At 66.7% G+C, this 24,697-nt stretch carries 18 protein-coding genes and 1 pseudogene; 11 read left to right on the top strand and 8 right to left on the bottom strand.

Annotated features, from left to right (window positions below):
* Positions 1-122 precede the first annotated feature (122 nt).
* Together sppA and ACYVJ8_RS14240 are read right to left on the bottom strand one after the other, a co-directional pair.
* Positions 123-2,042, bottom strand: a complete 1,920-nt coding sequence (gene sppA / locus ACYVJ8_RS14245; protein ID WP_460713506.1) for a signal peptide peptidase SppA — start codon at positions 2,040-2,042, stop codon at positions 123-125.
* Between the two features lie 164 nt (positions 2,043-2,206).
* The gene (locus tag ACYVJ8_RS14240; protein ID WP_460713504.1) at positions 2,207-3,562 is read right to left on the bottom strand and encodes an MATE family efflux transporter; all 1,356 of its coding nucleotides are present in this window, start codon (positions 3,560-3,562) and stop codon (positions 2,207-2,209) included.
* A gap of 181 nt (positions 3,563-3,743) precedes the next feature.
* Between ACYVJ8_RS14240 and ACYVJ8_RS14235 the strand changes: the two are divergent.
* The 4 genes and pseudogenes from ACYVJ8_RS14235 to ACYVJ8_RS14220 all read left to right on the top strand — a co-directional run.
* A pseudogene (locus tag ACYVJ8_RS14235) lies at positions 3,744-4,718 on the top strand (DUF3667 domain-containing protein); the annotation flags it as partial.
* 257 nt (positions 4,719-4,975) lie between these two features.
* Positions 4,976-5,305: a DUF4286 family protein gene (locus tag ACYVJ8_RS14230; protein ID WP_460713502.1), complete on the top strand. Its 330-nt coding sequence runs from the start codon at positions 4,976-4,978 to the stop codon at positions 5,303-5,305.
* Between the two features lie 509 nt (positions 5,306-5,814).
* Positions 5,815-8,001 (top strand): primosomal protein N', encoded by a 2,187-nt coding sequence (locus ACYVJ8_RS14225; protein ID WP_460713500.1) that lies wholly within the window; start codon positions 5,815-5,817, stop codon positions 7,999-8,001.
* A 289-nt stretch (positions 8,002-8,290) separates the two neighbouring features.
* Positions 8,291-9,547, top strand: a complete 1,257-nt coding sequence (locus ACYVJ8_RS14220; protein WP_460713498.1) for a hypothetical protein — start codon at positions 8,291-8,293, stop codon at positions 9,545-9,547.
* Between the two features lie 59 nt (positions 9,548-9,606).
* Here ACYVJ8_RS14220 and ACYVJ8_RS14215 read toward each other — a convergent pair whose 3' ends face one another.
* Positions 9,607-12,123 carry a spermidine synthase gene (locus ACYVJ8_RS14215; RefSeq protein WP_460713496.1) on the bottom strand — a complete coding sequence of 839 codons (2,517 nt, stop codon included), beginning with the start codon at positions 12,121-12,123 and terminating at the stop codon, positions 9,607-9,609.
* Between the two features lie 13 nt (positions 12,124-12,136).
* Entirely contained in the window at positions 12,137-12,889 is a 753-nt protein-coding gene (locus ACYVJ8_RS14210) for a protein-L-isoaspartate(D-aspartate) O-methyltransferase (protein ID WP_460713494.1), read from the bottom strand.
* 110 nt (positions 12,890-12,999) lie between these two features.
* On the opposite strand from ACYVJ8_RS14210, the gene tal reads away from it, so the two are divergent.
* Positions 13,000-13,947, top strand: coding sequence for a transaldolase (gene tal, locus ACYVJ8_RS14205; protein ID WP_460713492.1), 948 nt, complete (start codon positions 13,000-13,002; stop codon positions 13,945-13,947).
* A 16-nt stretch (positions 13,948-13,963) separates the two neighbouring features.
* Entirely contained in the window at positions 13,964-15,271 is a 1,308-nt protein-coding gene (locus ACYVJ8_RS14200) for an MFS transporter (protein ID WP_460713490.1), read from the top strand.
* Here ACYVJ8_RS14200 and ACYVJ8_RS14195 read toward each other — a convergent pair.
* Complete coding sequence (locus ACYVJ8_RS14195; protein ID WP_460713488.1) at positions 15,268-16,869, bottom strand: VanW family protein; 1,602 nt, start codon at positions 16,867-16,869, stop codon at positions 15,268-15,270. The genes ACYVJ8_RS14200 and ACYVJ8_RS14195 overlap by 4 nt on opposite strands.
* Positions 16,870-17,062: 193 nt before the next feature.
* Positions 17,063-18,271 carry a metallophosphoesterase gene (locus ACYVJ8_RS14190; RefSeq protein ID WP_460713486.1) on the bottom strand — a complete coding sequence of 403 codons (1,209 nt, stop codon included), beginning with the start codon at positions 18,269-18,271 and terminating at the stop codon, positions 17,063-17,065.
* Positions 18,272-18,352: 81 nt separating this feature from the next.
* On the opposite strand from ACYVJ8_RS14190, the gene ACYVJ8_RS14185 reads away from it, so the two are divergent.
* Positions 18,353-19,636: an NAD(P)/FAD-dependent oxidoreductase gene (locus ACYVJ8_RS14185; RefSeq protein WP_460713484.1), complete on the top strand. Its 1,284-nt coding sequence runs from the start codon at positions 18,353-18,355 to the stop codon at positions 19,634-19,636.
* Positions 19,637-19,748: 112 nt separating this feature from the next.
* Positions 19,749-20,651, top strand: a complete 903-nt coding sequence (locus tag ACYVJ8_RS14180; protein WP_460713482.1) for a right-handed parallel beta-helix repeat-containing protein — start codon at positions 19,749-19,751, stop codon at positions 20,649-20,651.
* A gap of 62 nt (positions 20,652-20,713) precedes the next feature.
* On the opposite strand, the gene rpoH is transcribed toward ACYVJ8_RS14180, so the two are convergent.
* On the bottom strand, positions 20,714-21,586 hold the full coding sequence (rpoH, locus tag ACYVJ8_RS14175; protein ID WP_460713480.1) for an RNA polymerase sigma factor RpoH: 873 nt from the start codon (positions 21,584-21,586) through the stop codon (positions 20,714-20,716).
* A 215-nt stretch (positions 21,587-21,801) separates the two neighbouring features.
* Between rpoH and ACYVJ8_RS14170 the strand changes: the two genes are divergently transcribed.
* From ACYVJ8_RS14170 to ACYVJ8_RS14160, 3 genes are all read left to right on the top strand, one after another.
* Positions 21,802-22,389 (top strand): RNA polymerase sigma factor, encoded by a 588-nt coding sequence (locus tag ACYVJ8_RS14170; protein WP_460713760.1) that lies wholly within the window; start codon positions 21,802-21,804, stop codon positions 22,387-22,389.
* Complete coding sequence (locus ACYVJ8_RS14165) at positions 22,386-22,889, top strand: hypothetical protein (RefSeq protein ID WP_460713477.1); 504 nt, start codon at positions 22,386-22,388, stop codon at positions 22,887-22,889. Before ACYVJ8_RS14170 ends, ACYVJ8_RS14165 begins: the two co-directional genes overlap by 4 nt.
* Before the next feature lie 84 nt (positions 22,890-22,973).
* Complete coding sequence (locus ACYVJ8_RS14160; RefSeq protein WP_460713475.1) at positions 22,974-23,894, top strand: DUF4097 family beta strand repeat-containing protein; 921 nt, start codon at positions 22,974-22,976, stop codon at positions 23,892-23,894.
* A gap of 67 nt (positions 23,895-23,961) precedes the next feature.
* Here the strand turns inward: ACYVJ8_RS14160 and ung are convergent, their stop codons facing one another.
* Positions 23,962-24,669, bottom strand: coding sequence for a uracil-DNA glycosylase (gene ung, locus ACYVJ8_RS14155; protein WP_460713473.1), 708 nt, complete (start codon positions 24,667-24,669; stop codon positions 23,962-23,964).
* Positions 24,670-24,697 lie beyond the last annotated feature (28 nt).

Below are 24,697 nucleotides of genomic sequence, written 5' to 3'. Positions count from 1 at the left end.
CTGCCCACCGGCGCCGTCTGCCCGCCTGGTGCAGCCTGCCCGCCCGGTGCAGCACAGGTCGCGGCATCACAAAGAAAAAGCCCGGCAATGCCGGGCTTTTCTTTACCGCGACGAGACCTGCGTCAGAGCCCGCAGAAGCAGTACGCCAGCGCCTTGACCGGTACGCCGCGCGTCGGCTCGATCGCGCTCTGCAGGAAACGCAGGTCCTGCGCCGTCTGCGGCAGCGCCTTCGGCACGAACGTCTGCGCCAGGCCCTGGGCGAACGTGGAGTGCTGCAGCCACTGTGCCCCGATGCGGCTTTCGGCGAAGCGCGAGAAGAACTGCGCGAACGGCGGCGCGTTCTTTTCCAGATAGCGCACCTGGTAGCTGGCCGGCTTGCCGAGCTTGGCGCGCTGGGCGACGTCTTCGATCGCCATCTGCAGGCCGCCGAACGCATCGACCAGGCCGCGCTCCTTCGCCTGCGCGCCGCTCCACACGCGGCCGCGGGCGACTTCGTCGACCTGTTCGACGCTGCGCTTGCGCGCATTGGCGACGCGGCCGGTGAAGTCGCGGTAGCCCTTGTCGATCACGGTCTGGATGACCTGGCCGACTTCCGGCTGCAGCGGACGGGTGATGTCGAAGGCGCCGGCGAACTTGGTCGTGCCCACGCCGTCGCTATGCACGCCGATCTTGTCCAGCGCGCGCGGCAAGGTCGGGATCAGGCCGAAGATGCCGATGGAGCCGGTGATCGTCGACTCGTCCGCGTAGATGCGGTCGGCGTTCATCGAGATCCAGTAGCCGCCCGACGCGGCGAGATCGCCCATCGACACGACCACGGGCTTGCCCGCCTTCTTCAGGCCGACGATTTCGCGGCGGATCTGCTCGCTGGCGAAGACTTCGCCACCGGGCGAGTCCACGCGCAGCACCAGCGCCTTGACGTTGTCGTCCTCGCGCGCGTTGCGCAGCAGCTCCGCGGTGGACACGCCACCGACGTGGCCCGGCGGCTGTTCGCCGCCGCTGATTTCGCCTTCGGCCACGACCACTGCGACCTGCGGACGCTCGTCGAGCGGATTGACGTTGGTGTTGAGACGGCGCAGGTAGTCGTCGAACGACACCTGGCGATAGCCGTCTTCGGCATCGCTGTCGGCGGCGCCGCGCTCGGCGAGCATGTCGCCCACTTCCTCGTCGGTCTTCAGCCCATCGACGAGTTTTTGCTGCACGGCGTACTTCGCCAAGTCGCCTTGCGCGGCGGTGATGCCGGCGGGGAGTTGCTCGATGCCCTGCGTTATGGCGTCGGCATTAAGCTTGCGCGCCTTGGCGATGTCGCCGAGGTAGCGCTGCCACACGTCGCTCATCCAGTACAGGTCAGCTTCCTTCGCCTGCGGCGAGGCCGCGTCGAGCACATAAGGCTCGGCCGCTGACTTGTATTCGCCGACCTTGAACAGGTGCACGTCGACGCCGAGCTTGTCCTGCAGGCCCTGGCGGTAGTACTGGCGATAGCGGCCAAGACCTTCGAGCAGCAGGCCGCCCATCGGATCCAGGTAGACCTCGTTGGCCTGCGCGGCGAGCAGGTACTGCTTCTGGTCCATCGCTTCGCCGTAGGCGACCACTTCCTTGCCGCTGGCCTTGACCTTCGCGATCGCCGCGGCGACTTCGCGCAGCGAGGCCATGCCGCTGCCCTGCATGCGATCGAGCTTGAGCACGACGCGTTCGATGCGCTTGTCGTCCTTGGCCGCGTCGAGCACGCGCAACAGATCGCGCAACTGGATCTCGTCGCCTTCGCGATCGCCCAGCGCGTGCTTGAACGCACGCTCGGCCGGATCGGCGGAGAACTGTTCGACCAGCGGGCCGGTCGGTTCGATCACCAGTGCGGTGTTGTCGAGGATCGGCTTGGTGCCGCCCGCGCCGGCAATGGCCAGCATGAACAACAGGAACAGCAGCAACAGGCCGAAGAAGATCAGATTGATGATCAACCGGCGGGTGAAGTTCATCACCGTCCACAGGCCGACGAAGAACTCCGCGATCGGACCACGACGGGCGCTGGGCCCGGTAGGGGTATTCATGTATTTGACTCCATAACCATGGCAGCAGGTTACCCGCCTGGTGCTGCGGTTTCACCCGCCACACGTCATCGTGACCTCATGGCTGTTGAGCTTGTGTAACCCGCGGGCGGGCCCCGACTGCAGGATTGGCCTTGCCGAATGAGCTGTTTCCAGGTCGAGGCGCCCTACAGTCGCCGGCTCGACCGCCAGAAACGCGCGCACAGCAGCACGGCCGCCATGGTCAGGCCGAAGATCAGGCCCACCCACATGCCGCGCGGGCCCCAGCCCAGCCCCAGTCCCAGCCCCGCGCCCACCGGCATGCCGATGCCCCAGTACGCCAGCGCCGCCAGCAGCATCGGTACGCGCGTGTCCTTGAGCCCGCGCAGCGCACCGGCCGAAAGCACCTGCACGCCGTCGGGAAACTGGAATGCCGCCGCGTACAGCAGCAGCGAGGCTGCCAGCGCGGCCACGGTCGCGTCCGCCGTGTAGAAACCGACCACCAATTCGTTGCCGGTCAGCAGCAGCAGCGCCGACAGCGCCTGCGTCCCCAGCACGATGGTGTACCCCGCCAGCGCCGCGCGCCGCAGGCCGAAGGCGTCGTCACGACCCAGAGCGTGGCCGATGCGCACGGTCGTGGCCTCGGCCACGCCCATCGGCACCATGAAGCACAGCGACGCCACATTGATCGCGATCTGGTGCGCGGCCGCGGGCAGTTCGCCCAGGCGACCGATCAGCAACGCGGTGGCGATGAACAGGCCGCCCTCCATGGTGACCGTGACGCCGATCGGCAGACCGGTGCGCAGCAGCGTCCGCAGGGTCGGGCCGTGCGGGCGATCGAAACGAGCGAACAAGTCCAGGTCGGCAAATCGCTTCGCCTTGGACAGGTACCAGGCGAAGGCCAGCGCCTGCGACCACATCATGATCGCCGAGGCGATGCCGAGCCCGCCCGCCCCCATTTCCGGCAGCGGCCCGACGCCGTAGGTCAACACGTAACCCAGCGGCACCAGCACCAGCAACCCGCCGAAACCGAGCAGCATCGTCGGCAGCGTCCAGTGCAGGCCGTCGCTGAGGTAGCGCATGGTCAGGTAGAGCGTGAGTCCGGGCACGCCCCAGCGGATGCCGTGCAGGAACGCCACCGCGCCCGGACGAATCTCCGCGGCGATGCCCATCGGCTCCAGCGCATACACCGCCACGCTGAGGAAACCGAACAACAGCACGCCCAGCACCGATGCCAGCCACAGCCCCTGGCGGAACAGCGCGCCGATCTCGTGACGGCGGCCGGCGCCGTCCAGCTGCGACACCGCCGGCGGCAGCGACATCAGCGTGCCCATCGGAATCATCATCGGCAGCCAGAACAGGGCCGTGCCCACCGCGACCGAGGCCAGCGTCGCGGTGGTGTGGTGGCCGGCGATCACGCTGTCGACGAAGCCGATCAGGCCGGTGGACACATGGCCGGCGACCAGCGGTGCGGCGAGCACGGCGGTGGTGCGCACTTCGTGGGCGAAGCGGGGGGGCGCTGGGAGAATGGATTCGATGGTCATGGGGGAGGGAAACGGAAACTGGAGCAGGCGCGACGTGCGGGACCGCTAGGGATCAAACGCTCGTGGTTCGCCGCTATCAGCCGCGGGGGCGGCGCGAACACTTCCGTCTACCTACCGAAGTCGCGGCCCGCTATCTTAGCCGCCCTGCCATTCGCGGCAGCGGACCGAACGGGGATGCGGCATGAGCGGAACGGATGCGCAACACGCGCCGGCAAACTGTGAAAACTGCGGCACGCCGCTGCAGGGTCACTATTGCCATGAGTGCGGCCAGTCGATCCACAGCCCGACGCGCCATTTCGGCCATGCGCTGGAGGAAGTGTTCGAGTCGTTCTGGCACCTCGACGGGCGTGTGTTCCGCAGCCTGCGCGACCTGATGATTCCCGGGCGCATCGCGCGCAACTATCTCGATGGCAAGCGCACGCGCTACATCGCGCCGCTGCGCCTGTTCGTGATCATGAGCCTGCTGACCTTCTTCGTCGGCAAGCTGGTCGTGCACGTGGATGGGGACCCGGTCCGTTTCGACGGCGCAGGCAGCGCGGCGATAGAACGTGCGCAGAGCGTCGAGGAAGTGCATCAGATCGAAGCGCGCCTGCTCAAGGAGCTCGCGGTCGAAGAGCGCAAGGCGACCAAAGTTGCGGGCGTCAATGCCGCCCTGATCGCCACGCGCGCGAAGATCCAGGGCGTAGCCGCCAACCGCATCGTCGAGCTCGAGGCGGAAGCGAAAAAGCATCCCGCGGGCACCTCCGCAACGGCGACGCCACCCGCGGCCAGCGAAGCAGGCAAACCGCCGGCACCTGCGACTGCGAATACCCAGACAACTGCGCCGCCCAAGCCAAAGCGGAGCGGCATCTCCATGGACGACAGCGACTGGCGCTTCAACGGCCGCACCTGGGACGAAAAGACCAACCCGGTCGACGTGCCCTTCATGCCCGCGTTCGTCGACCGCTGGTTCAACCACAAGATCGCCCGCGCGAAGTCCAACATGGAGCACATGGACAACGCCAACGAGTTCGTGCAGTCCGCGCTGAGCGCGGTGCCGACGGCGCTGTTCGTGCTCATGCCGGTCTTCGCCCTGCTGCTGAAGGTGCTTTACCTCGGCTCCGGCCGGCGCTATCTGGAGCATCTGGTGGTCGCGCTCTACAGCCACGCCTGGCTGCTGTTCGCGATCCTGCTGATGTTCGTGATGAACGCCCTCGACGATGCGGCCGGCGGCAAGGGCTGGGTGCCGGTCCTTACCTCGCTGATCGACGCGGCTATCTGGATATGGATTCCGGTCTACCTGTTCCTGATGCAGCACCGGATCTATCGCGACCATTGGGCGCTGACCGCGGTCCGCTACCTGGTGATCGGCTCGATCTACATGGTGCTGGTGATGTGCGTGGTCGTGTTCGCGGTGCTCGCGGGGATCGTGGCGTGAGCGCCGCGGGCGTGGTCTACGAGGTCAACCTCGACCTCGACGCCGCCATCCGGGCCGAGTACCTGGACTGGCTCGCCGCCCACGTGGCCGAGATCTGTGCCCTGCCGGGCTTCCTCGGCGCGCAGGTCCTGGAAGTGGCGGACCCGCCGGCCGCGTCGGGCCGCGTGACCTTGTGCGTGCAATACCGGCTGACCGGACCGCAGGCCCTGGGCATCTATCTCGCCGAACATGCGCCGCGCCTGCGCGCCGAAGGCCAGGCCCGTTTCGGCGACCGCTTTTCGGCCTCTCGGCGGGTACTCGCGCCGGTGCCGGAAGCGGCTTCCTAGGGGCGGCTGTCAGACTCCTCTGAACGGGGGAAAGCCCTCCTTGACACCACCGGATTTGCTGCTCCTCCAGACGTGGCGCGGCCTGTGTGCGGAGCAGTTGTGCACAGCAGTAACAACTCCGTCACTCAAGCCGGATTTAACGCGCGCGCACCCCAGGTGACAACGGTGTTTCACGGGCAAGCATTTGATTCTGAAAGGAATAGCGCGGTTGGCACTTTTTTCACCAACCTGTGCAGGGAGCTTGTGTTTACGGCTTTGCGCGCGCGTGGAGCACGAGATTCCACAGACTTATCCACAACTGGTGTGGATAAACCCGAATCCCCTTTTGCATCCGATAGTTGCGTGACGTACGTCATGTTTGAGGGAAGAATGACGCGCAACTGTGGCGTCGCCCGGACGGGTGAGGTAGAGCAGCAGCCTGAATGGGGAAATGGCCAGATCAGGGCCATCGGCCTGAACAGGCAGAACAGCCGCTCAAAGCGGTGGCCTTAGGCCATCATGGCTCGCCGATGTCTTCGCCTTACTCCGCCACCGCCCCCGTCTGGCACGTCGCCCTGCCCGTGCCGCTGCCGCGCCTGTTCGATTACCGGCCGGGCGAAGGCACCGCGGAAGCAACCGATATCGGCTGCCGCGTGCGCGTGCCCTTCGGTCCCCGCGAGCTGGTCGGGGTCATCGCCGGGGTCGGCGCGCCCGAGGCAGGTGCCCCCGAGCCCAAGACCGGAACGCGCCTGGACGACTCGCCGCTCTTCCACGGCGAACTGCTCGACTCGCTGCGCTGGCTCGCCCGCTACACCCATGCGCCGCTGGGCGAGGTGTTCGCCACCGCCCTGCCGGCGCCGTTGCGACAGGGCGATGCGCTCGCCGACACCCATGCCTGGGCCTGGCGCCTGACCGAGGCCGGCCACACCGGCTTGCCACGGCTGCGTGGCAAGCCGCGGCGGCTGGCCGAGCTGCTGGCGCAGGCACCCCAGGCCGAAGACGTTTTGTCCGAACAACTGGAGGACTGGCGAATTGCGGCACGCGCGTTGGCCGGCCGCAGCCTGGCGGAACGCTATGCACTGCCGCCGACCGCGACGATCGGCATCGCCGCGCCGCCACCGCGGCTCAACGCCGAGCAGCAGGCGGCCACCGAAGCCGTGCTCGCCGCGCGCGGCTTCGCTCCCTTCCTGCTCGACGGCGTCACCGGCAGCGGCAAGACCGAGGTGTATCTGCACGCCATCGCCGATTGCGTGGCGCGCGGCCGCCAGGCGCTGGTGCTGGTGCCGGAGATCGGACTGACGCCGCAGACCCTGCGGCGCTTTCGCGAGCGCCTGGGCGTGCCGGTGCATGCATTGCACTCCGGCCTGGCCGACGGCGAACGCGCGCGGACCTGGGCCGCCTGCCTGCGCGGTGAAGCGTGCGTCATCGTCGGTACGCGCTCGGCGGTGTTCCTGCCGCTGCCCAAGGCCGGGCTGATCGTCATCGACGAGGAACACGACGGCAGCTTCAAGCAGCTCGATGGCATCCGCTATCACGCGCGCGACTTCGCCCTGGTGCGCGCCAAGGCCCTGGACGTGCCGATCGTGCTCGGCAGCGCAACGCCTTCGCTGGAATCGCTGCGCAACGCGCAGGCCGAGCGGTACGACCATTTACGCCTGCATGCGCGCGCCGGCGTGGCGAAGCCGCCACGGGTACGCGTATGCGACGTGCGTAAGCGTCCGCTCGACGCGGGCATGTCGCCGGAGATGTTCGAGGCCATCGCCGCGACGCTGCAGCGCGGTTCGCAGGCGCTCGTCTTCAAGAACCGGCGCGGCTACGCGCCGGTGCTGCTCTGCCACGACTGCGGTTGGAGCGCCCAGTGCACGCGCTGCGACGCACCCATGACCGTGCACGCCGGCGGACGCCGCCTGCAATGCCATCACTGCGGCGCGCGACGCCCGGCGCCGGATGCGTGTCCCGACTGCGGCGGTCTCGCCCTGCAGGCCCAGGGCGCCGGCACCGAACGAATCGAAGAGGCACTGACGAAGCGGTTTCCCGATGTCCCGGTGCTGCGCATCGACCGCGGCACCACGCAACGTCGCGACGCGCTGGAAAAACTCCTGCACGACTTCGGCACACAGCCCGGCATTCTGGTCGGCACGCAGATGCTGGCGAAGGGACACGACCTGCCCAACCTGACGCTGGTCGCCGTCGTAGGTGTCGACGAGGGATTGTTCAGCGCCGACTTCCGCGCGCCGGAGAAACTCGCGCAATTGCTGATCCAGGTCGCCGGCCGCGCCGGCCGCGCGACTCTGCCGGGCGAAGTACTGCTGCAGACGCACCATCCGCAGCACCCGCTGCTGGAAACCCTGCTGAGCGGCGGCTACCACGCCTTCGCCGAAGCCGAACTGGCGCAACGCGAAGCCGCAAGCTTTCCGCCATTCGCGCATCTCGCGCTGTTGCGTGCGGAAGCCAAGCAGTTGGAGGTGACGCACGCGTTCCTGCATGCCGCGCGGGTAGCGCTGCGCGATACCGGCGGATCGTTGGAACTGCACGGTCCCTTGCCAGCGCCGATGCCGCGCCGCGCCGGCTATCAACGCGCACAGCTGCTGCTGTCGGCGACGGAGCGGCGCGCGTTGCATGCGGCGCTGGATGCGGCGCTGCCGGTGATTCATGCGTTGCCGGAAGCGCGACGCGTACGGTGGTCGCTCGATGTCGATCCGGTGGATTTGTATTAGCGATTTCTTAGCCGCCGACCAAAGCCAAACATCAACATCGCATCTCACGAGCGCAGATTTTCCATTAGACGAATCTGAAAATATCAGAGGCGCTTTTCGGCAACGCGCATTGCAATCCCAATGTGGCGCCCGTGTTGCAAGATTGCAAACTATGCGTTCCCAATGCTCCAACCACTAGAGGCACATTCTCGCTGCTAGGGTTCCCACAGGCGATAAGGACCACGGATAGCTCTGGCCAGAATGAGGCATGGAAGTCCGAGGCACTCAACCAAGGGCGTGGGAACAACAAATGATCAAACAATTGTGCGCAGGCGTAATAGCCGTGGTCGTTGCAACGGGTGCGACGCTTGCTGCACCGACCGAAAAGGTAGCTGGCGTCTATTACCTGGCAGGCGCTCAAGAAGTGGGTTCGGAACTGCAACTCAAGGAAGATGGTACGTTTGAGTGGTGGCTTGCTTATGGGGCAATAACCCAGACGGAGAGCGGAACGTATCATTTACAGGGAGATCGCGTGGTCCTTTCCGCAGAGTCTCCCGTCAAGCCCGGCGAGTCGTTTGCATTACAGGAAATGGCTCCCTGGAGTGAGGAACTAGAGGCACGCCTAGCTGAGATCGACCACGCACGAGCCGTCGAGCACTGCCCCTTTCTGCAAGGCACTGATTCCGTATATGGCGCCGACTTTGTAGAGGTAGTACCAAGCGTGTGCGCACGTCCGCCGAAACTACGCAAGACGACGCACATTTCCAGCCCGGGGCAACGACTGCTCGATGAACTCGATTTGGCAGCAGCGAAAGTCAACGAGCAATGCATGGCGATTTCGGAAGCAGTCGGTGCTGCGGAACGGGAAAGCGCTATACGCCAATCGGAACAGGCAATGGCGTCATATCGTGCGACATTGCAAGCAGCGCATGTGGCTTACCGCGAAGTCGCCCAGCCTATGATCCAGGTACTGGACGAGCATCGGAGTGCGATGAAGGAGCTGGCAGAAGAACTGGCTCCGCTCTATCGGGAGAAAGGCCCCGATGAGGCGCTCTTGCCTACACGCGACGAATTGACAGAACGCTTCAAGAAGGAGCTTGACGCCTACCAGACAGGGATTGGAGAACTTAGGCCTCTGGCCACCGAGCTGGGCATAGATCTGCTCCCCCCGCTGGCCACGTTCCCTGCCGAATGCTTATCGTCCAACACTCAGCGGAAGGGCTACGGATACGCTGCAGCCGTTATTGATCAGACCTCATCCGCGTATCTGGATGGCCTCGCCGTTGAGTTTGAGTTCTCCGACGGGTACCGCGAGGTGAGGGAGATCGATCGATCTGGGGCGGCTATGACGCGCGGCAGATCGCGAGGTGTGCTGAAGGCGATTGAATTGCGCCCTGCGAAGCAGTCAGGGCTCCGGCCGCAACGGTTCCAGGTCGAGTCTAGGGAAAGCGGTGCATGGGTGTTCATTTCGGGAGCAATGCCGTTCACGACGATGGAGCTCATTAACAATGATGGAGCGCTCGTCCCACAAGGCAACTGGGGTGGGGGACGCTATGTCAGGGATTGAAGCGTCGGCCACTCATTGCTAACACCCCGCGCGGTGCTGGCTCTGTCGTGCTTTCGGTTCTATCGCAGGCGGGCGGGCCACACCCATGCGGCGAATAAGTACAACGCGGCAGCGATCACCAACGTCGCGCGCAAACCGAACGCCATCGCCAGCAACACCGCCAGCATCGCCGCGATCACCGACGCACAGCCGTTGAGTCCCCACGCCCACGGCACGAACGCCGGCGCTGTGCGCGCCAGCCGCGACAGGCCCAATGCGAAGGGCATGCCCATCGCAAAGGCGAGCGGGGCGATGCCGGTCAGCCCCAGTAGCGCGCGCGTCCACACCGGCCACGTCGCGCCCGCTGTCCACGCCAGGAAAAAAACCAGGAACTGCCACAGCAGGCCAAGCACGATGGCGCGCACCGCCCAACGCACGCGGCCGGCGATACGCGCCTCGTCCGTCGTGGGATCGCGCGCCAGCCAACGCTGCGTATGCAGGCTGCCCGCGCCGGCGCACAACAGGAATCCCGCCAGGCCCACGCTCGCCGCCACCAGCGGATGGCCGAGCAGCAAGGTCAGCCGCGACAACGTCGCGATTTCGATCAACAGGAACGCCAGCCCCAGCGCGAGAAAGTAGGCACCGGCCCGCAGGCGCGAAACCCTCTGCATACCCATGTCCTGGCGCGGGATAAACCACAGCGGCACCAGTACCAGCAGCAGTGCGAGCGGAACCGCCTGCATCAGCGCGGCGATCAGCAGCAGATAACCCGAATCCAGCAGCACCGCGCTGCCCTGCTCGCGCAGCCGCCACAGCTCCGGCAGGCTTTGCCAGCGGAAGAAATGGCCAAAATACGGGCGGTCATCGCGCGCCGGCGCGATCGCGAATTTGTAGTCACGCACGTAGTCGCGTGACTGCGGCGACAACAATGCCTGCACGCCGTCGAAAAGATACGGTGGTTCGAGCACGTGGAAGCGCTGCGCCGGGTCGGCGTGCACGCCAGGCACGTGCACGGGATCGAAGCCTTGCGCCGCCGCGAACGCCTGCAATGCCTGCAGCTCGGCGTCGGTGAACGGTCCCCGCGCCACCAGCCAGGTGCTGGCATCCCAGTTGCGGATCGCCGCCAGTTGCGCGGCCGGATCTGCCGCACCGCTTTCCCGCAAAGCCGCGACCGCGGTGGCGAGAAGCTTCAGTTCGTCGCGCGGCGGTTGCTTGCTCCAGCGCGTGATCGCGAGCATGCCGCGCGGCGTCAAGCGCTGCAGGTAATCGTGCACGGCTTCCACGGTAAGTGCGTACTGCTCCGACGCGGCCTGGGCGCCGGCGCCGCTGCTGGCGAAGGAATCGCCGCCCGCGAGCACGATCAGGTCGTAGCGATTGCGGCTCGCACGCACGAAGGCGCGCGGCTCCGCCACGACGGCGCGAACGCGCGCGTCGCGATAGAGGCCACCGCTGTAGCGGGCGTAGTCCTCGCGCAGCCAACGCACCCGCTGCGGGTCCAGCTCCACGGCATCGACGTGGCTCGTACCAAGCGCCAATGCCTGCATCACTTCCATCCCGCCGCCGGCCGACAGGACCAGCACCGTGCGCGGCACCTGCATGCGGTAGGGCAAGGCCGAGGTCATCGCGCCCAGCCACGACGCCTGCGCCCGCAAGTCTTCGCTATCACGCACGCTCCGGTCATGCACGATCACCGACAAGGCGTCGCCATCGGTGTACAGGCCGAGCTGCGGCGGCGGCTCAACGGCGGCGCTCAGACTCAGGCCCGGCGCATACCGCAACGGCACGCGCGGGCTGTCGAGCACGGCGAGCCAGCCGTACGGCCCGGAGTGTTGTGCGACGAGGTGCGCCCCCGGCATGAGCAGCGCCTTGCTCACGCCCTTGTAGGCATTCGGCCGCGGTGCGAGCGCATGGCCCGGAATGAACGCCAACGTTGCAATGGCGACCAGCATCGCGCCCAGCCAGACCCGCGCCTGCATGGACACCAGCACCGCCGCCACCGGACCGCATAGCGCCGCGAGCAGCAGACCGCGCTCCACCGGCAGATAGGCCAGCGCTGTCGCGGCGATCGCACCGATGCCCGCCCCCGCAAGGTCGGCGCCGTACAACTGCGGAATACGCTCGCCATGGCGCGCGAAGGCCAGCCCGAAGCAACTCGCCGCGAAGAAGAACGGCATCGACAGGACGAGATAGAGCGCGCTCAGCCACAGCGATTGGCGCGGATTCCAGACCAGCTCAAGACCGTTGAAGGGAATACGCGCCGCGATAGCCAATGCCGCCACCGCCGTTGCCGCGAACAAGAGTGCGCAGGCGGCGAACGCGCGCTCGAAATGCCGGCCGAGCCGCACGTCGGCATCCCTGCGCAGCCATAGGCTGAGCCAGGTGCCGCTGGCGCCGTGTCCAAGCAGGGCCAGGCTGATGATCATGGCGGCGAACGGGTACCAGTGCACGATCGCCAGCCAGCGCATCAGCAACAACTGATAGGCGAGCGCAGCGGCGGAGACCAACGCGATGGCGATGGCGAGTCGCGCGGTCGGCGCGACTGCGCCGAGGGCACCCGATTCGGCCCGGTCCGTAGCGTGCAGCGCTCGTGCCGACATCGCCGTAGGCGAATCAGTGGTCGCCGGTCAACGGCACGAATCGCACGGGCAGGATCTGCCGTGTGCGCACACGGCCGGTGCCGTCCTTCTGCACCAGCAGCAGGGTCTGGGTGAGGAAACTGGTGCCGACCGGAATCACCATGCACCCGCCCGGACGCAGTTGGGAGAGCAGGGGCGGAGGCACGGACGAAGCCGCGGCCGTGACCACGATGGCGTCGAACGGCGCGTGCTCCTTCCAGCCGTAATAGCCATCCGCGGTCCGCGTGCTCACGTTGCGATATCTGCGCAGGCGCTGCTCTGCCTGGGTCGCCAGAGGCGCAACGATCTCGATGGTGTAGACCTGCGCACCGGACTCGGCCAGCACCGCCGCCTGATAGCCCGAGCCCGTGCCGATCTCGAGGATCCTGCCGCCGCGCCGCGGCTGCGCGAGCGTGGTCATCAAGGCGACGATGTAGGGCTGCGAGATCGTCTGCCCATAACCGATGCCCAGCGGACGGTTCTCGTACGCATGCGAACGCTGCGCCGGCGGTACGTAGGCATGCCGTGGCACGCGCTCCATGAGCGCAAGCACGGCCGGATCGATGCGGGTGTCACCGCCTTCGCCCGCGGACTCGGCGCGCAGTTCGGCGATCAGCGCGCGGCGGGGAGCGAGATAGGCATCCTGTGCCTGCGCGGCACCCCAGCATGTGGACCCGGCAACGCCAGCGAGCACCCACGCCACCAGCGTGCGTCGCGCGATGCCGGCGATGGTGGCTCCATCCCGCATGGCCGCGAGTCTAGGCGCGCCGGCGTTACGGCTTCGGCAACAACTGCGCGAAGCCGCCTCCGCCAACGCCCTCCTTCGCGCAGGCCCGTTCTTCCTGCAGAATCGGGCTCATGACCAGCCAACTCGAACAACTGCGCGGCCTGTCCGCCGTCGTCGCCGATACCGGCGACATCGAAGCGATCGCCCGCTTCCGCCCGCTCGACGCCACCACCAATCCGTCGCTGCTGCTGAAGGCCGCGGCGCTTCCGGCCTACGCGCCGCTGATCGATGCCGCCATCACCAAGGCTCAGGGTGGCGACACGGCCGCGCGCATCGCCGACGCCGGGGACCGCCTTGCCGTTGCTATCGGTGCGGAAATCCTCAAAACCATTCCTGGCCGCGTCTCCACCGAGTGCGATGCGCGCCACAGCTTCGATACCGCGGCCACCCTCGCGCAGGCGCGCAAGCTGGCTGCGCTGTACGCGGACGCCGGCATCGGCCGCGAACGCCTGCTGATCAAGATCGCCGCCACGTGGGAAGGCATCCGCGCCGCCGAAGTACTGGAACGCGAAGGCCTCCACTGCAACCTCACCCTGCTGTTCTCGTTCGCGCAGGCGGTGGCGTGCGCCGAGGCGGGGGTGTTCCTGATCTCGCCCTTCGTCGGCCGCATCCTCGACTGGCATCTCGCCCAAGGCATGCCGGCGCCGGCCTCGCCGCAAGCGGATCCCGGCGTTGCTTCGGTTACGCGGATATGGAACCACTACAAGCAGCATGGCTACGACACGGTCGTGATGGGCGCGAGCTTCCGCAACACCGGCCAGGTAGTCGCCCTGGCCGGCTGCGACCGGCTGACGATTTCGCCGGAACTGCTCGGCCAGCTCGATGCGAGCGAAGACGCGGTTGCGCGCGCGCTTGTCGACGACAGTTCCCGCCGCTCGCCGCCGGCCGCACTGGACGAAGCAGGCTTCCGCTGGCAGCAGAACGAGGACGCCATGGCGACCGAGAAGCTCGCGGACGGCATTCGCCGCTTTGCGGCCGATCAGGTGAAGCTCGAACAGTTGCTCGCCGCTCGGATGTGAGCGCTCAGGCGTGCGGATGAGCAACGAAGTCCTCACTCCCGCGCGCCGCCTGCGCAGCATCTTCTCCGGGTCGGTCGGCAACCTGGTCGAGTGGTACGACTGGTACGTCTACGCCGCGTTCTCGCTGTACTTCGCCCAGGCATTCTTCCCCAAGGGCGATCGCACCTCGCAGCTGCTCAACACCGCGGCGGTGTTCGCGGTCGGATTCCTGATGCGGCCGCTCGGCGGCTGGTTGCTGGGCCGCTACGCCGACCGTCACGGCCGGCGCCGCGCGCTGATGTTGTCGGTCCTGCTGATGTGCGCGGGCTCGTTGATCATCGCCTTGACGCCCGACTACGCAACGATCGGCGTCGCCGCGCCGGCATTGCTGCTGTTCGCGCGGCTGCTGCAGGGTCTGAGCGTCGGTGGCGAATACGGGACGTCCGCGACCTACCTGAGCGAGATGGCCGGTCGCGAGCACCGCGGCTTCTGGTCGAGCTTCCAGTACGTGACGCTGGTGATGGGCCAGTTGCTGGCGCTGGCGGTGTTGATCGCGTTGCAGCAATGGTTCCTCAGCGAAGAGGAGTTGCGCGCCTGGGGCTGGCGCATTCCCTTCGCCATCGGCGCGCTGGCCGCGGTGACTGCGTTGTGGCTGCGCCGGAACATGCGCGAAACCTCGGCGTTCGACCGCAGCGAACGCGACCCGGCGACCGCGCAGGCCCAGCAAGGCACGCTGCGCGCGCTGCTGCGGCATCCGCGCGAGGTGCTCACGGTGGTCGGGCTGACCATGGGCGGCACGCTCGCGTTCTACACCTACACCACTTACATGCAGAAGTTCCTGGTCAATAGCGCCGGGCTCGACAGCCGCGCCGCGTCCCTGCTCAACGCAGCGACGCTGTCCGTGTTCATGCTGATGCAGCCCGTGGTCGGAGCGCTGTCCGACCGCATCGGCCGGCGGCCGATTTTGATCGCGTTCGGCATGCTCGGGGTCGTGTTCAGCGTTCCGATCCTGGGCACGCTGCAAAACGTGCATACGGCTACGCAGGCTTTCTGGCTGATTCTGGCGGCGCTCACCGTCGTCAGCTTCTATACCGCGATCAACGCAGTGGTGAAGGCGGAGTTGTTTCCAGTCGAGGTTCGCGCACTGGGCGTTGGCCTGCCTTATGCACTGACTGTAGCCGTGTTCGGCGGCACCGCCGATCTGGTCGCCCTATGGTTCAAGCAACGCGGACACGAGAGCGGCTTCTATTGGTACGTTACCGCCTGCATCGCGTGCTCATTGCTCGTGTATCTGTGGATGCCCGACACCCGCCGGACTTCGCGGATCGATCACGACACCGCCTAACCATCCAGCGTATCCAGCAACGCCGCACGCAGACCATCACTGTCACCCGCCTCGACCTGCGACCAAGCCGGTGTTGACGGCAGGCCGCACGCAGATGTGGCGATGACCGGAAGGCCGGCGCTTATGGCGGCAAGCAAGCCACGTGGCTGGTGCTCCACCCACGCGGGCAGCACCGCGACATCCGCTTGATTCAATCCCTCGCGGTAACTGGCAACGCGCCGCAATTGCGCGCGTCCGGCATCCAATTCCGGCTCGCTGTCACCGGGAGGAAGCAGAATTTCGACAGCTTGGTCGCGCATGGCCGCCAACAATTCGAAGACGCCCTTTCGCGCCAATGGCGAGGCCGCGAAGAATATGCGCCGCGCACCCATGTGCGGACTTTTGCCCGATGCTGGCGGACATTGCCAGGGCACTGCGCGCGCCTTTGCACCGGCCAGCGCGCAGACCTGCGCATGCGGACTGATCCAAGTCCCTGCGGCTGCCAAGGCTTCGGTTTCGGCCTCGATCAGCGCATCAGGCGCGCGAAAGTCGCCAAGGGAGCGGCAATGCGGATACAGCTGACGGGCTTGATCCAGCTGCTGCTGCAGCGCGGCCATCGGCAATGCCGTCATCCACACGTCGAAATGCCGGCCGGCCAGCGCGCCCTCGCGCCAGAGGAACGGCAAGAGAGCCTGCGGAACCACTACCCGCGTATCGCGCGTTTCCAGCTGTTGCGCCAGCAAGCGGGCCTCACGTCTGGCCTGGGCCTGAGCTATCTGCGGCAGAGGCTGCCCCTGCCAGCGCGCGAGTCGCCAATGCAGCGCCATGCTCCATCGATGCAAGCCGTGCTGCTGCGGCAGGGGCTCTCCGCTATTGCCGAACACGCGGTCGGCATCGGTGCGTTCCCGTGCGAGATATGTCGCAAACTCCGGCCAGGCGCTCGGCAGCCACCATGCGCGTCGTGTGCTCGATTCCTGTGGCCCGGCATGGCGATGACAATCGACTTGACCACAACCGTGACAGTCCCCGAGGTCGTCCGGCTTGGGCGCGCGCGATGCCACTGCGACCGGCAGGGAGGTCGGCGCATCCGTCACCCCGCGTATGCGCACACGCAAGCGCTCCGTATCCATCGTTGCTTCCAGACGCCACGCGAAACGGCCGCGCAGGCGCAGGTCCACGTAGTTCCAAAATACGGTGGCGTCGCGATCGTGCTCGGCCAACGATCCACTTATGATCCGCGAGTGCCGATGGCGCTCGACGATCGAAAGTCCCGCCCGCGCGGCGCAATCGTAGATCGCATTGGAAAGTTGGCACAGACCTCCGCCAACAGATGGAATCAGGCAACCTTCGCGCAACTCGCGTCCGACCACGAAGCCGCGCCCCTGCGTCGCCCGCCCCAGTTGCTTCCAGAAGCCGAATACCGCATCGGCCGGCACCTCTACACCGTGTAGCGCAAGCACCGCCACTCGCAGGTTCTGGATCTTGCCGACCACAAGCGCGGCATCATTTTCCTCGTGCGGCCATAGCGGGCTTTCGAACTCGGCCAGCACCGGCGCAGCTTGCAACGCCCTCGCGTGCGGGTATCGTCGCGGGCGCTTTCGATCGGCGGCGTCGCGCATGGCTCGTTTCAACCGCAGGCCCCAAGCCTTGGCCGTAAACAGCCAAGCCTGCGACCGGCTGGGTAGCCGTTCCGTGCCAACGACCATCGCAACCCCTACGCGCATCTGACCCGCAGCCATTGTTCCATGGCGGATGGCGCGCGAGCGCAACAGACACGCACATTGCGTTGCGGACTTGGAAACAATGCGTCGCCTACCGCAGCGGGTCATGACGGCCCTGCACGTCGACGCGCCACACGCTGCCGTCGACGAGTAGCGCTGCCTGCAGGCCAACGGTCTCTTGGTCGACATCGAGGCGTAGCAGTCGGCCGCCCTGCTCGAGTACCACCTGCGGCACTCCTGTATGGCCGATCGCCACGCGGCGAACGCCGTAGCGCCGCAATACCGCCTCCAGGTGCGCGACCGGTTCGGCCTCCAGTGCGCGGCCGCGGTCGTGGGGCAAAGCGAGGCCGCGGTACCAGGGCACACCCCAACGGCCGATCACCGGCGCCGCGGCCGCGCTGACGCGGTCGCGTTCCACGTCCAGTTCGCGCCGCGCGATCGCGTTGGCGGTGGCCATATCCAGATTGGCACGCAGGAACACTTCGCTCACGCCCCCGTGCACGACCAGCGTGTCGCCGACCTTCACGATCACCGGACGCGCGCGCAGCCACTGCCCGAGCACGGTGTCGGCGGCGAACACGCGCCGGTTGTCGCCACCGAAAAACGCATCGCGGCTGGCGAACATCCGCTGTGGCGCCGCCGAGAATCGGCCGGCGAGCAACAGCAGTTCATGATTGCCGAGCACCACGTGTACGCGACCGCCGGCGCGTTCGGCCTCGGGCTCCAGGCGATACAGCAGCCATAGCAGAGGCAGGATGTTGGGGCCGTCGTCCATGAAATCGCCGGCGACGACCAGCTGGCCGTTGCCGAAGCGCCAGTGCAGGCCGGAGTCGATCACGCCCTGGGCGATCAGCAGGTCGGCGAAAGCGTCGAAATCTCCGTCCAGGTCGGACAGAAGCAACACGCGGCCGGATGCTCGCACCGTATCCGGCGGTGATATCGCAGGTGCGCGCACAGTCACCTGGAAGCGCGTGCGCTGCGGATTGTCGACGACGACTTCGATTGGCGCCGACGCGGGGGCGACCTGACGTTCGGGGATCCAGTGATCACCGCGCCGGCGCGGGCGCAGGATCTCGATGCGTCCGCCATCGAGGCGGCGAACGTAGGGGCCATCCAGCTGCAGCGGCGGATGGACCGCCTCGTTTACAACCAGCCGCGCCGACGCGTCGTCCCAGGCAAGCAGCACGACGTTGCGGTTGCGGTCGCGCAGTGCGACATCCAGCGGACCCAGCGCCACCACGGCCGCCGCGATGGCGACGATGCATGCCACCGCGGTCAGTTGGAGCCACCTGCTGTGCACGCCCCTTGCCATCCCGCATCGCCACTGTGCGATGCGCGACAATCTGCGCCTCCGGCCCCCGCCGTGCAACCCAGGTGCATCGTGGCTTCAGCGCAGCAGAACGGATCCCTACCTCACGTCGTGATCGTCGGCGGCGGTTTCGCCGGTTTGTGGACGACACGGGCCTTGGCCCGGGACGACGTGCGTATCACCCTGATCGATCGACGCAATCACCATCTCTTTCAGCCCCTGCTGTACCAGGTCGCGACCGCGGGCCTGTCGTCGCCAGATATCGCCGCGCCGCTGCGGCACATCCTGCGCGACCAGCGCAATGTGGAAGTGCGGCTCGGCGAGGTCGTCGGCATCGATGCCGATGCGCATTCGCTCACGCTCGCCGGCGGCGAGGTGCTCAGCTACGACTTCCTGCTGGTTGCGAGTGGCGCGACGCATGCCTACTTCGGCCACGACGCATGGGCACCGCATGCGCCCGGCCTCAAGACGCTCGACGACGCGCTGACCATCCGTCGAAGGCTGCTGCTCGCCTTCGAGCGCGCCGAGGCCGCCGATACGCCGCAGGAACGCGCGGCGTGGCTGAACTTCGCCGTGGTCGGCGGCGGCCCCACGGGCGTCGAACTGGCGGGAACGCTGGCGGAAATCGCGCGCCACACGCTGCGCAACGAGTTCCGCCGCATCGATCCGGCCGAAGCGAAGGTGCGGCTGATCGAAGCCGGCCCGCGCGTGCTCGCGACGTTTCCCGAAGCACTGTCGGACAAGGCACGCGCGCAACTGGAACGCCTGGGCGTGGAGGTCGTGACCGGCACGCCGGTGAGTGCTATCGATGCGGACGGCTACGTGCTGGGCGACACGCGTGTCGCGGCGCATACGGTGCTATGGGCGGCCGGCGTCGCCGCTTCGCCGCTGGGAGCGCAGTTGCAGGCGCCACGCGATCGCGCCGGCCGCGTGCTGGTCGAAGCGGACCTGAGCGTTCCCGGACATCCGGAGATCTTCGTCGCCGGCGATCTCGCCAGCGTGCAGCAGGACGGCAAGCCTGTCCCCGGCGTTGCGCCGGCGGCGAAACAAATGGGGGCGTACGTCGCCCAGGTCATCCGCGCCCGCCTGCACAACAGGACGGCGCCATCGTTCCGTTATCGCGACTTCGGCAATCTCGCCACCATCGGCCGCATGGCAGCCGTCGTCCACCTCGGCCGGCTGAAGCTCTCCGGCCTGTTGGCGTGGTGGTTCTGGCTCTTCATCCACATCTTCTTCCTGATCGGCTTCCGCAACCGCCTCATCGTCCTCATCAACTGGGCGTGGGCGTATTGGAGCTATCAGCGGCATGCGCGGATCATCCTGGGAACGGATCCCGCGCCCCCCGGCGACGAATAGACGCGGCGCGCCTGCGGGACTGGATAGCGTCAACGATCGCGTGATAGCGTCGCGGCGCGGCGGCAATGCCGTCGCATGGGGAACCCGTCGCCACTATTCACGGCAAGCATAGATGCGTGCCGTCGGCGGCGCTTATCTATTTCCAATCAAGGACATCAAGGGAATGCGTAATCTTTTTGCTTTCGTTTCGCTCGCGGTTCTCGGCTGCACGGCCGCTCCGGCCTTCGCCCAAACCACAACGACCTCTCCCTGCACGCAGTGGATTTCGGCCGTACCCTTCAAGATCTCGCAACCTGGCTACTACTGCCTCAAGCAGAGCATCGCCACCAGCGATAACGGCATCGAGATCGCCTCCAGCGACGCTACGTTGGATTGCCGCGGAAGGAGCTTGACCCAGGAGCGCGCCTCGAACGACGCGACTGCGATCTACACCGGCAACGATCCGGTGCAGGACGTCACCGTGCGCTCGTGCAGGATCGTCAATTTCGCCACAGGCATTAATTTCGGCCTCCGCAGCGAGCGCATCCAGATCCTCAACAACGACATCCTCAAGGCGCAGATCGACGGCATCGTGCTGTGGGGCAGCAACTCGAGGATCGTCGGGAACAGCGTCATCAATACCCACAACACGTGGTACGACTACAGCCGCAACATCACCGTCACCGCCTTCGAGCCTGGCGTCCACTCCACGGGCAATTCCATCACCAACAACGTCGTGGCGGGCGCCTACGGAAACGCGACCATCTGGGGCATTCGCGCCGACATGACGGACGACATCCTCATCAACAGCAACCAGATCGCGGACCTTCAGCCCAACGAGGGCGGCTTCGCGGCGGCCATCAACTCGGATGGAACCACCGCACAGGTCATCGGCAACGTCATGATGTCGCGTACTGGCAACAACTACGGCAACCTCAGCAGCGCTGCGCTGTGCACGCGAAACATCGCGATCGGCCTGACCACGCCGGGCTTCGAGTGGTGCGCCAAGTCCGTCAACAATACGGTCCTGCCGTAACGGCCTGGCACCGCAAACGAAAACGGCCCCGAACCGGGGCCGTTTTTTTTTACGCGTCGAACTTAGGCCGCGAACAGCGCCTTCATCTTCTTCAGCGCATTCGCTTCGATCTGGCGGATGCGTTCGGCGGAGACGCCGTATTCGTCGGCCAGTTCCTGCAGCGTGATCTTGCTGTCGGCGTCGAGCCAGCGGCGCTTGATGATGTCGCGCGAGCGGGCGTCGAGGTTGGCGAGGCCCTCACGCAACAGTTCCAGGACGTTGTCCTCGGCGTCGGCGCGTTCGTAGGCCTGCGACGGGTCTTCGCTGTCGGCGCGCAGGTATGCGGCCGGCGACGGCGGGGCGTGCTCGTCGTCCTCGTCGGCGGGTGCGTCGAAGCCGATGTCGCGGCCGGACAGGCGCGATTCCATCTCCAGCACTTCGCGCTCGGACACGTTGAGGTCGGCGGCCACGGCGCGCACTTCCTCGGCATTCATCCAGCCCAGGCGGGTCTTGGACTTGCGCAGGTTGAAGAACAGCTTGCGCTGCGCCTTGGTCGTGGCGACCTTGACGATGCGCCAATTCTTGAGGATGAACTCGTGCATCTCGGCACGGATCCAGTGCACGGCGAAGGAGACCAGGCGCACGCCCTGTTCGGGGTCGAAGCGCTTGACCGCCTTCATCAGGCCGATATTGCCTTCCTGGATGAGATCGCCCATCTGCAGGCCGTAGCCGTTGTAGCCACGGGCGACGTGCACGACGAAGCGCAGGTGCGAGTGCACCAGGTCGCGCGCGGCGTCGAGGTCTTCGCCGTCGCGGAAGCGGCGGGCGAGGGCCTGTTCGTCTTCGGCACTGAGCACCGGGATCTGGTGCACCGCGCCGATGTAGGCGTCCAGCGAGCCGAGCGCGCTGGGGATCGGCAGGTTATTGGCGACGAGAGCAGTGGTGGTCTGGGACATGGCAGGGATCTTAGCAGTCGGGGTATGAGACTGCTAAAGGGTCGGGGAGTTCCGGAGCGTTGCATTCATGGAACGAGGCTGGGGCCCGCCCGCAGTGGGCAGGCCGTCCAGGCCGAAGCCTGGTTCATGGGGTCGTCCAGGCCTTCCAACAAGGCCGCCCGCCCGGGCCGCGGCCCTATTTAAACGCCGGGGACCGGGCTCGCATCTGTATGGATATGCTCGCCGCCGTGACCACCCTCCAGATCCAGGACTCCCCCGACCACGGGGCCGCCGACGAGCGCACGCTGGTCGGTGCGGCCGCCCGGGGCGAAGTCGCGGCCTTCGAGGCCCTGTACCGCCGGCACGTGGGACGGATCCATGGCGTGATCGCCCGGCTGGTCGGCGGCCAGGGCTCGCGGGCCGAAGACCTGACCCAGGACGCCTTCGTCCGCGCCTGGCAGGCCCTCCCCGCCTTCCGTTTCGAATCCGCCTTCGCCACTTGGCTGCACCGGCTGGCGGTCAACACCGCGCTGATGGACCTGCGCAGCCGCAAGAGCCGGCCGCAGGACGAGGGCGACGAAGACGCGTTCGAGGCGCTCGGCACGGCCGATTCGGCCGGCCAGGCCACGGCCCTGTCGATGGACCTGGAACGCGCGGTCGCCAGCTTGCCGCCGCGCGCCCGCGCCGTCCTGGTCCTCTACGACGTTGAAGGCTGGCAGCACGAGGAAATCGCCACCGAGCTCGGCATGGCCGTCGGCAGCTCGAAAGCGCAATTGCACCGGGCCCGCACGCTTCTGCGGACCCGGCTGGAGGCACACGCATGAACACTAACGACAACGAAAACACGCATCTCCCCGATGCCCTGCGTTGGCAGCTGCGGGGCCTGCGCCAAGACACGACGCCTGCCCACGATCTGTGGCCTGGCATCGCGGCCCGGCTGACCACGCAGCAGGCGGCGCAGCCGCGCCCGCAGCACTGGCTGCGATCTGTCGCGATCGCCGCCAGCCTGGTGCTGGTCGCAGGCACCGTCGGCTGGCTGGTCCAGCGGCCGGCCTCGCAACCCACGACGCCCGAACCTTCGGAAGCCACGATTCTGGTCCAGCGCGAAGCCGACAGCCTCACCCGCCAATACCAGGCGGCCCTGCAGGAAGTGCAGGCACCGATGCCGGCCAGCCTGCGGCCGACCGCCGAAGCGCTCGACCGCGACGTCGCCGTCATCCGTCAGGCACTGGCGCGCGATCCCGACTCCGTACGTCTACTGGAACAGCTGCGCCGCACCTACGCCCATCGCCTCGCGCTCGCACAACGCGTGGCCTACACCTGATCCACGCTTCGCCAATTCCTGATTCGGTCCGATTCGATTTACTGGTTCCATCGATTCCATAAAAAGTTGTCCCGGAGAATTCCCATGTCCCGACTCCTCATCCTCCTGATCGCCGGCGTGCTTGCAGCGCCATCGCTGTGCGGCAGCGCGCAGGCCGCTACGCCGATCAATGAAACCCGCCCGCTGGACGCGCGCGGCCACGTCACCATCGACAACCTGAAAGGCAGCATCGAAGTGCGCGCATGGGACCGTCGCGAGGTGAGGATCGAAGGCAACCTTGGACAAGGCGTGGAGAAGCTGGAAATCACCGGCGACGCGCAGCACCTGTCGGTCAAGGTGAAGTATCCGAAGACCGGCGGTCTGGGCTTCTTCTCCGGCAGCGACAAGAGCGAACCTTCGCAGCTGCAACTGATGGTGCCGTTGCAGGCCGACCTCGACATCGACGCGGTGTCCGCCGACGTCGACGTCAACGGCATGGCCTCGGGCGAACTGCTCATCGACAGCGTCAGCGGCGACATCAACGTCGTCGGCGCGCCGCGCGAAGCGACCATCGACAGCGTCAGCGGCGACATCAAGCTGATCCTCAACAGCGCCAAAGTCAGCACCGAGAACGTCAGCGGCGACATCGAACTGCGCGGCCGCCTCAGCGGCGACGTGCACGTCGAAACGGTCTCCGGCGACATCAACGTGGCCGGCCACGAAAGTAGCCTGCGCAAGCTCAGCGGCAACACCGTGTCGGGCGATCTGACCGTCGGCACCGGCCTCGCCCCGGGCGGTCGCATCGGCCTGGAAAGCGTGAGCGGCAACCTCACCCTGCGCGTGCCGGCCAATCTGTCGGCGCAGGTGCAGGGCAAGAGCTTCAGCGGCGAGCTGGTCGCGCCGGATGCGCAGATCAGCCGTCCCAAGCACGGCCCGGGGGCGAGCTTCGAGCATCGCTATGGCAACGGCGACGGCGAGATCACGATCGAATCGTTCTCCGGCGACGCGCGGCTGCAATTCGACTGATCTTCCCGCGAACGGAATCAAGAAAGTGCCGGCACGTCCGGCACTTTCTGTTTTGGCGCCAGCGCGATCAGCCCAGCGATGCGCGCGAGGGCAGTGACCAGTCGATCGGCGTCATGCCGTGCTGCGCGAGATAGCGGTTGGCCGCGGAGAAATGCCCACAACCGATGAAGCCCCGATGCGCCGACAACGGCGAGGGATGCGGCGCCCTCAGCACCAGATGCCGGCGCGAATCGATCACCCGCCCCTTCGCCTGCGCGTAGCTGCCCCAGAGCATGAACACCAGGTGTTCGCGTTCGCGGTTGAGCTTGTCGACGACGTGGTCGGTGAAGCCTTCCCAGCCCTTGCCCTGGTGCGCGCCGGCGCGGCCTTCTTCCACCGTCAGCACCGCGTTGAGCAGCAGCACGCCCTGCTCGGCCCAATGCGTGAGGCAGCCGTGGTCCGGACGTGGAATGCCCAGATCGCGCTGGATTTCCTTGTAGATGTTGTCCAGCGACGGCGGCACCGCAGTACCGGGCTGCACGGAGAAGCACAGGCCATGCGCCTGGCCGAAGCCGTGATAGGGATCCTGGCCGAGGATGACTACCTTGACGCGTTCGAACGGCGTGGCTTCCAGCGCGGCGAAGATCTGCGGACCCGGCGGAAATACGCGCGCTCCCTGCGCCTTGCGTTCGCGCAGGAACGCCGACAACTGCTGCATGTCGTCGCGCTGCAGATAGTCGCCGATGTGCGCCTTCCAGGACGGTTCGAGTTTGATGCGTTCGGCGGCTTCGTTCATGCCTTAAAGCATAGCCGCACAGCCTGCC

The organism is Lysobacter terrae, assembly GCF_054782215.1.
Note: the sequence above shows the minus strand (reverse complement) of the source record. Positions and strands in the feature narration are given on the sequence as shown.